Origin of the sequence: Streptomyces viridosporus, assembly GCF_002078235.1 — a bacterium.
Lineage (GTDB): Bacteria > Actinomycetota > Actinomycetes > Streptomycetales > Streptomycetaceae > Streptomyces > Streptomyces viridosporus.
In genome coordinates, this window is sequence record NZ_MSGP01000576.1 from 1 (window position 1) to 2,686 (window position 2,686).

The following is a 2,686-nucleotide window of genomic DNA, read 5'->3' on the forward strand; positions in this document are numbered from 1 at the left end:
GGGTCGTCCTCCGTTCACACCGCGCGTGCCCGAGCGGGTCACACGGCGGTCTCCTCGGGGCCGATCCGGCTGCGCACGGCGGTCTGCACCTCGGCCTCCTCGGCCGGGTCGGCGGCGAGCCGGCGCAGGCGCTCGACCACCCGGGTGTCCCCGGTCTCGGCGTGCCGGGCGGCGATCTCGCGGGTGGACTCCTCGCAGTCCCACAGGCACTCGACGGCGAAGCCGGTGCCGAAGGAGGGGTCGGTGGCGGCGAGGGCGCGCGCGGCCCGGCCCCGCAGATGGGACGAGGCGGTCTCGCGGTAGACGTGGCGGAGGACGGGGGCGGCGCAGGTGATGCCGAGGCGTCCGGCGCCGTCGACGAGCGTCCACAGGGTGGGGGCGTCGGGGCCCTCGCCCCGCACCGCCTCGCGGAGCGCCGCGAGGACCAGGTCGCGGTCCCGGGCCCCGCCCCGGCAGGCGAGGACGCGGCCGGCGGCGGCGCCCAGCGGGTCGGGCCGGCGGGCCCAGCCGCGTGCCCGGTCGACGGCCGTGAGGCTGCGCATGCGTTCGAAGGCGTCGACGGCGGCCTCCACGACGGCCGGCGAGCCCGTGGCCACGGCGCCCTCGATCAGCTCGAGGACGTCGGGATCGTTGCTGTCGGCGAGGTACCGCAGGGCGGTGCAGCGGGCTCCCTCGGGGCCGTCCTCGGCGGCCCGGACGATCTCGGGCCGGTCCTCGGGGCCCGCCACGGCGGCGAGGCAGCGGGCGGCCGGTACGTGGAGCGCGGCGCCGCGTTCGACGCCTTGCTGGGCCCATGCGAACACGGCCTGCACGCTCCAGCCGGGGCGGGGCCCGCCGGGGCGCATCTGCCGCTGCCAGCGGTCGAAGCAGCCGGCCTCATGGGCGGCGCGCACGCGCGTGGCGATGGACGCGCGCGGGTCGTCGGCCCACAGCCGCCAGGGCCTCGGCTCGAAGGCGTCGCGGACGGTGGCGGCCAGTTCCGCCTCGCCCTCGGCGTCGGTGGCGAACCGCGCCAGCACCGGGGCGGCGAGGGCGCGCAGGCCCGCGTCGTCGTCCCGGAGGGCGAGCTCGTCCAGGGCCCAGGCCCAGTTGGTGCCGTGGGCGGCGTACCTGCGCAACAGCTCGAGCGCGTCCCGCCTGCCGTAGGAGGCGAGGTGCCCGAGGACGGCGAGGGCGAGTCCGGTGCGTGACTCGTCGGTGTCGAGGACGTCCTCGGGGTCGAAGAGGTGGGCCTCGATCGCGTCCAGTCCGCCGTGCAGATCGAGGTAGAGGCGGGCGTAGTAGAGGGAGCGGTTCTCCACCTGCCAGTCGTGGCGCGGGTCGCGCAGCACGCAGTGGTTCAGCGCCGCGAGCGCTTCGGCGCGCGGGGCGGTGAGCGCGTGCAGCGTGCCGTCGCCGCGGCCCCGCTGGAGCAGGCCGAGCAGCGTACCGCTGGGCGCTATGACCGGATCGAACATGGGAAACAGCCTCACATCAAGCGTCGACGCAACCGGGGACGTGCCTTACCTGGCCGCGTGACAACACGTCGGGGCGCCCGCCGTTTCCTGCTCGTTGTAGACCATCTCTCTCTGCCTCTCGTCGGTGGCCCATGCGGACCGCATCACGGCCCGCGCGGTGCGGCAACACCTGCCCAGCCATCGCGTCCGTGAATCACGTCGTCATGATGACCCGGCGGTCACATCTCCCGCGACCGAAATTCCGGCGGCCCCGTACCGCCTCCCCGTTTTCCGTGTCGTCGCCGGTCAGGGCGTTCCGTTCAGTGCTCGCCGAACAGGTCGAGCAGTTCCGTCCGGCCGAACATCCGGGCCGTGTCGACGGCCGAGGGGGTGCCGGCGGACGGGTCGGCGCCGCCCTCCAGAAGGGCCTCGATCACCTCGGTCTCCCCCTTGAAGACCGCCCCCGCGAGGGGGGTCTGGCCCCGGTCGTTGACGCGGTCGGCGTCGGCGCCGCGCTCCAGCAGCGCGCGCACCGTACCGGCGTGACCGTGATAGGCGGCGAGCATCACGAGCGAGTCGCCCCGGTCGTTGGTGAGGTTGGCCGGGACCCCCGCGTCGACATAGGCCACGAGTTCGTCGGTCCGGCCGCGCCGGGCCAGATCGAAGATCTTGGTCGCCAGCTCCACGACCTCCGGGTCGGGGGCATCGGTCATCGGCCGGACCGCCTCTCTGCGCAGCACTTCGTGCATCGGGGACAGGGCGTACGTCTGCGAGCGGTGCAGAGCCGTACGGGTGAATCGCCAGGGTACTGGCTCGCGCGACACATGGCCCGACGCGTCCGAGGTGAGGATCACAGCGGATCTCCCGGCCGCGAGGACGCCGGTCCGTGGTCGGACGGAGCTCCGGAAGGCATTCCACCGAGCGGGCGAAAACTCCAGGAAATCACCCAGTTGCACCTTTTATCGTATAGATACATGCTGTGATGCTGGAAGTACTCATGGTGACTGTCCCCGTGAACCAGGAGAACTCACATGATCATCTCGATCTCATGCGTGGTGCTGCTCGGCATCGTCGTCTTCGTCTTCTTCCGCAAGGACGGGCTGAAGGCGTCGCATGCCCTGGTGGCCATGCTGTTCGGCTTCTATCTGGCCAGTACGGCCATCGCGCCCAGCATCAAGGCGGGTGGCGAAAGCCTGGCCAGCCTCCTGGGCGGGTTCAGGTTCTGATCCGGCTCCCCACGCCCCGCCCGC

The 2,686-nt window shown here is 72.8% G+C and carries 3 protein-coding genes; 1 reads left to right on the top strand and 2 read right to left on the bottom strand.

The features are described from left to right. Positions 1 to 38: 38 nt before the first annotated feature. Positions 39 to 1,457 (bottom strand): hypothetical protein, encoded by a 1,419-nt coding sequence (locus B7L92_RS32930; protein ID WP_081240942.1) that lies wholly within the window; start codon positions 1,455 to 1,457, stop codon positions 39 to 41. A 299-nt stretch (positions 1,458 to 1,756) separates the two neighbouring features. Further along, on the bottom strand, positions 1,757 to 2,149 hold the full coding sequence (locus tag B7L92_RS32935) for an ankyrin repeat domain-containing protein (RefSeq protein WP_081240943.1): 393 nt from the start codon (positions 2,147 to 2,149) through the stop codon (positions 1,757 to 1,759). 318 nt (positions 2,150 to 2,467) lie between these two features. Here B7L92_RS32935 and B7L92_RS32940 point away from each other — a divergent pair, with 318 nt between their 5' ends. Beyond that, complete coding sequence (locus tag B7L92_RS32940; RefSeq protein WP_004990814.1) at positions 2,468 to 2,662, top strand: hypothetical protein; 195 nt, start codon at positions 2,468 to 2,470, stop codon at positions 2,660 to 2,662. Positions 2,663 to 2,686 lie beyond the last annotated feature (24 nt).

Coding starts and splice junctions, on each gene's coding strand:
- B7L92_RS32935 (WP_081240943.1), bottom strand. CDS start 2,149: ATGACCGATGCCCCCGACCCGGAGGTCGTGGAGCTGGCGACCAAGATC.
- B7L92_RS32940 (WP_004990814.1), top strand. CDS start 2,468: ATGATCATCTCGATCTCATGCGTGGTGCTGCTCGGCATCGTCGTCTTC.
- B7L92_RS32930 (WP_081240942.1), bottom strand. CDS start 1,457: ATGTTCGATCCGGTCATAGCGCCCAGCGGTACGCTGCTCGGCCTGCTC.